At 55.5% G+C, this 4,976-nt stretch carries 5 protein-coding genes; 3 read left to right on the forward strand and 2 right to left on the reverse strand.

The window, feature by feature from the left end; translation table 11 throughout:
- The coding region (locus tag NW818_RS11650) for a serine/threonine protein kinase (RefSeq protein WP_414413817.1) at positions 1-478 on the reverse strand (478 nt) is incomplete at its 3' end.
- 369 nt (positions 479-847) lie between these two features.
- Here NW818_RS11650 and NW818_RS11655 point away from each other — a divergent pair.
- From NW818_RS11655 to NW818_RS11665, 3 genes are all read left to right on the forward strand, one after another.
- Positions 848-1,816, forward strand: a complete 969-nt coding sequence (locus tag NW818_RS11655) for an NAD(+) kinase (protein ID WP_414424646.1) — start codon at positions 848-850, stop codon at positions 1,814-1,816.
- A 59-nt stretch (positions 1,817-1,875) separates the two neighbouring features.
- Positions 1,876-2,514, forward strand: a complete 639-nt coding sequence (locus NW818_RS11660) for a histidine phosphatase family protein (RefSeq protein WP_414424643.1) — start codon at positions 1,876-1,878, stop codon at positions 2,512-2,514.
- Positions 2,515-2,581: 67 nt separating this feature from the next.
- On the forward strand, positions 2,582-3,541 hold the full coding sequence (locus NW818_RS11665) for a patatin-like phospholipase family protein (RefSeq protein WP_414424644.1): 960 nt from the start codon (positions 2,582-2,584) through the stop codon (positions 3,539-3,541).
- A gap of 103 nt (positions 3,542-3,644) precedes the next feature.
- Here NW818_RS11665 and NW818_RS11670 read toward each other — a convergent pair whose 3' ends face one another.
- The gene (locus NW818_RS11670) at positions 3,645-4,688 is read right to left on the reverse strand and encodes a DUF58 domain-containing protein (RefSeq protein WP_414424645.1); all 1,044 of its coding nucleotides are present in this window, start codon (positions 4,686-4,688) and stop codon (positions 3,645-3,647) included.
- Positions 4,689-4,976 lie beyond the last annotated feature (288 nt).

The following is a 4,976-nucleotide window of genomic DNA, read 5'->3' on the forward strand; positions in this document are numbered from 1 at the left end:
GGTTGCTGGGTTTGATGTCGCGATGGATAACGCCTCGAATCTCGCGACCCTCTACCTTGGCCTGAAACGTGTGGGCAAAGTGCAGCCCCTCACAGGCCTGCAAGGCTAGTCGAACGGCTTGTCGAACCGGCAAAGCCCCTTTTTCTCGGATCAGCTTGCCCAGATCCTGCCCCTTGAGGTACTCCATCACCAAGTAGGCCTGCTCCCCCTCTTGGCCGTGATCCAAAACCTTGACGATGCGAGGATGCTGCCCCAGAAGGGTGCTGACGCGGATCTCTTCGGCAAAGCGACGGCGCAAGTCTGTCTGGAAGTCGCCCCGGCTCAGCAGCATGGGGGCATATAAGATCTTGACAGCTACCTCTTGGCCGTTGTTGTGTAAGTCTAAGGCGCGGAAGACGGATCCCATACCACCGCTACCAATTTCTTGAATCAGCTGGTAGCGGTTGCCCAAAATGCGGTTGGTGAGATCTGCGGTCATGGGTTTGCAGCTTGGAGAAGAGGAATTGCAGGGGGAATGTCCATACCATAAACCGAATTGCTGAGGTCTGCACCAGCCTACGCCGGTGGCTGAACTCAGGGATCCGGATTGGGGCCATCTGTTGGAAATGGCGGGGTTTTCGGTTGATTCTTCAAGGTGACTTCTCAGATTTACTTAACTGTTACTTAAAAGTTGTAGAAGAAAGCTCTGGCGGGGGCAGTGACGCTCAAGGGAGAGCTGCGGTGATCGGTTTCACCGTCCAAGAGAACATTTTCTGGTTAACTTTGGGGGGGATAGTCTGGATTATCCTGAGCAATCCCCAGTCTGAAGAAGGGGACAATCGACAGGGATCCCTTGATGAGGTTGACCATGGACTTGGGCTTGGTGGTGATTGCCTACAAAGAGGGGGATCGGGAGAGCAAAGCCGCCTGCCAGAGGTGTGCGGAGCAGTTGCGCCGGCGCGGTGTTACGGTGTTGACAGCTCCCACTGGCTTGCACCACAACCCCTACCCAGTCTTTTTGGAGGCCACCTCGGATCCCATCGATCTGGCGGTGGTGCTGGGGGGAGATGGCTCGGTGTTGGCGGCGGCACGATACCTAGCCTCCTATGGGATCCCGATTTTGCCAATCAAAGTGGGGGGTAGGCTGGGGTTTTTGGCCCAGTCGGAGCGGGTGCTGCAACAGGATCCCTGGGATCGCATTCAGGCAGGGGATTTTTTCTTGCAAGCCCGCATGATGTTGCAAGCCCAGATTTGGGAACAGCCGCAGTTGGGGCAAGGGGATCCCTTGGCCGCCCGTGGAGAGGGAAAACCCCAGGGCCGCCCGGTTAGCGAAGTCTACTATGCCCTCAATGAGATCTGCCTGAAGCCGATCAACCGAGAGCGGCTGCCCGCCGCGATCATGGAGATCGAGGTCAACGGAGAGATTTTGGATCAGTACCACGGGGATGGCGTGCTGGTGGCCACACCGACGGGATCCACCTCTTACACTCTGGCAGCCAATGGCCCCATCCTCGAGCCCACCCTCGACGCCATCATCATCACCCCTATTTGTCCCCTGAGTTTGTCCAGCCGTCCTATTGTCATCAGCGGCACAGCCAGGGTGGACATTTGGCCCCTTGCGGATCCCGAAGGGTTAACCCGCCTGTGGACAGATGGCGTGTTGGCTCAGTCGGTGAATCCCGGCCAGTGGGTTCACATTCAGCAAGCGCCTACACCGGCCAAGCTGATGATCCTGGAAAAAGATCTCTCCTACTTTCGCACTCTGCGGGAAAAATTGCAGTGGGCGGGCAGCCGCATCTACATCCCCACCACCAACCACCGCCCCGAGGGGGGATAAGGAGAGCTTAAAGTTGGGCAGCTAGAGTGGCAAAGTTCGCTCCCATAAGCATATTTCCCATGAGCCTGAGACTTTACCTCCTTAGACACGGAGAAACTCCCTACAGCCGTTCCGGCAGCTTTTGCGGCGCTCTCGATCCCGACCTCACCCCCGAAGGCAAACAAATGGCAGAAGCCTTTGCCGCAGCCTATGCTGGGATCCCTTGGCAAGCTCTCTACGTCAGCCCAATGCGGCGCGCCTTGGCTACCCTAAGCCCCCTGGCCGAGAAAGTTGGCTTGGAGATGCAGATTCGAGAGGGCCTAAGAGAAATTCACTACGGCGAGTGGGAGGGCAAAACCCACGCTGAGGCGCAAGAAGCCTACCCAGAAGCCTATTGGCGCTGGATGACCGAGCCAGCCTGGAACGCCCCTCCGGGGGGCGAAACCGCCGTGCAAATTGCCAATCGGGCCATGCCGGTTGTGGCCGAGATCCAGGAAAAATGGACAGGCGGCCACGTCTTGATCGTCTCCCACAAGGCCACCATTCGGGTTATTCTCTGCAGCCTGCTGGGCATTGACCTGGGCCGCTACCGGGATCGCATTGAGGTCTTGGCGGCTTCCCTCAGCGTTGTCAAGTTTGACCGCTATGGTCCTCTTCTGGAAATCTTGGGGGAACGCAGCTATCTGCCTCCCGATCTGCGAGAAAGGGCAGGTACCTAATTGATTTTAGAGAGAGCAAAGTTTAAGATTCCTGAAGTCTTTTGGGCTTCTTTTTGAGGGAGCAATCATGGGCAAAAAACTGGGATTGGCACTGGGCAGCGGCGGAGCCAGGGGATGGGCTCATATTGGTGTGATTCGAGCTCTAGAGCGGGCTGGGATCTCCGTTGACTACATTGCTGGGACGAGCATTGGCGCTTTTGTGGGAGCCATTTATGCAGCGGGAGAACTGGATGAGCTGGAAGACTTTGTGCGAGATCTCAACTGGAAGATGATCCTGTCTTTGTTTGATGTGGTCTTTCCCACCTGTGGCCTGCTGGATGGCAACAAAATTTATGAGCTGCTGACAGAACATTTGCAAGAGCTGTGTATTGAAGAGGCCGGGATCCCCTTTTGCTGTGTGGCTACCGACTTGATCACAGGCCAGGAGGTGCTGTTGCGTTCGGGCAAAATGGCAGATGCCGTGCGGGCCAGCATCTCTATCCCAGGAATTTTCACTCCCTTTCACCACGAAGGGCGCTATCTCGGAGATGGAGGCATTGTCAATCCGGTGCCGGTGCGAGTGGTGCGGGAGATGGGGGCCGATGTTGTTGTTGCGGTCAATCTCAACCATGTGGATCCCGCGGATGTGGAGTCGCAACTGGAAGAAACAGAGGTGGAAGAAACCCTTCAACGGCGACAGCGCTTGAATGCTGAAGGAGAAGTGATCGAAGAAGAAACCAACTTCATCACCCGCATTCGCAAACGCTATCAATCCCTACAACAAGGGATCCAAGAAAAAATTAGCCAATGGTTTCCAGATGAGCCCTCTGGTCCCAATATTTTCGACGTTATTGGCAAGACGTTGAACGTGATGGAGCAAATCGTTACCCGCAGTGTTTTAGCCGAACATCCGCCGGATTTGCTCTTACAACCCAAGCTGAGCCAGTATGGGATCTTCGATTTTCATCAAGCAGATCCGATTATTCAGGAGGGCTATCGACAAATGCGGCGGGCCATTCCAGAATTGCGACAAAAGTTGGAGCAGTGAACCACCACTTCTTCAGCAGTTTAACCTAAAGCTTTGCAAGGATCTGCGCCCAAGCTTTCCAAACAATCTCAGATGGATCCTGCTATCAAAATGGGCCTGAAGCTCACTCAATTGGGATAAATTGCAACAGCGATCCCGTGTGGATGAGATGGGCCGGGGCAGATTTTCCATCCTGGTCGGGATGGGCCAGCAGCACACAGCGATCTTGAGGGGTGAGGTCAAACTTGACAGAGGGATCAGGTTCTCTTTCCAGTGGAGGGCTGAGCTGGGGATCCCCGACAAAAGTAAGTCGTGCCAACACGGTCAGCAGGTGATCTTGATGGGCCAGGTCTGACCCAAAAGGAGTCCGCTCTTGTAACGTAACAAGTGCTACCGGGTAACCTTCTCGCATCAAGTAGAAGAGGATCCCGGCACAGCGCTCTACAGCTCGCTCCAACTTGTCTCGATGGATCTCGGGCCTCTCTTTCTGGGGCTGCCAGCGGTTTTCAAAACAGAGGGTGATGGCCTGGGCTCGTGGACGCTCCAACTCCCGCACGATCAGTTGATCCCGTTTGGCCGAGATCTTCCAGTGGACAGAACGCACATCGTCGTGGGGTCGGTAGGGCCGTAAGCTCAGGTAGTCTCCCTCTCGACCAGGCTGGGGGCGCAATTGGTTGCCGCTGCTGAGCTGATCCCACAGCGCCAATCCTTGAACCGGGGCGAGCCGCGGAAACACGATCACCGTTTGGGGATCCCTAATCTCTACCGCCTTGCGGAAGAGTTCAAATGGGAAGCTGGTGGCAACTTCAAAACCTTGCAACTGCCAGACTCCCCGCCTTGAAAAAGTATGCTGATAAAAAGTGTCCACCTTGGCACCGGGATCCACCCGCAAAACATAGCTGGAAGGCCAATCTTCCCGCCTCAGCCCCTCAATGCGTTCGCTCACCTGCAACGAGAAGCTGGGCAGGCGCCGTTTGCGATTGACCAGCGTGAGACCCACTAAGACAGGCTGGCCGGCGAAAATGCGGCTAGGCAACTGCCGGCTGACCTCCAGATCTTTGAGGGTAAGATCAGAGAGGGTACCACTGATGAGAATAAGGCTGAGCAGCATTCCCAGCAACAAATACAGGGGATTGTTGCCGGTGTTGAAAGCAGCAATACTTACCAACAGGGCGATCCCGACAAACCGCACCCCAATACGGGTAAAGCGGAAGCGGCGCAGAAAACGAACCTGGCGCCCTGATTTCTGCTCTGAGGAGAAGATCCCCAGGCTTCCCGTCCGTTGAAGCAGTAATGGAACTAGTTTTCGGCTTAGTTTCCACAACACCGCAGTCCCCTCATCACTCCTTCATCCCCGGCCCCTCTCCAAAGGAGAAAGAGGTCTGGAATCTACAAGCTGCTTCAGTGTAATTTGAAATCACCATAACCAGTGCTACGGGCAGGTTTTTTCTGAGAG

Source organism: Synechococcus sp. R6-5, from assembly GCF_047461775.1.
GTDB lineage: Bacteria > Cyanobacteriota > Cyanobacteriia > Thermostichales > Thermostichaceae > Thermostichus.

Bases quoted from the DNA above. Each gene is read 5' to 3' on its own strand.
- NW818_RS11655 (WP_414424646.1), top strand. From the start codon at position 848: ATGGACTTGGGCTTGGTGGTGATTGCCTACAAAGAGGGGGATCGGGAG.
- NW818_RS11660 (WP_414424643.1), top strand. From the start codon at position 1,876: ATGAGCCTGAGACTTTACCTCCTTAGACACGGAGAAACTCCCTACAGC.
- NW818_RS11665 (WP_414424644.1), top strand. From the start codon at position 2,582: ATGGGCAAAAAACTGGGATTGGCACTGGGCAGCGGCGGAGCCAGGGGA.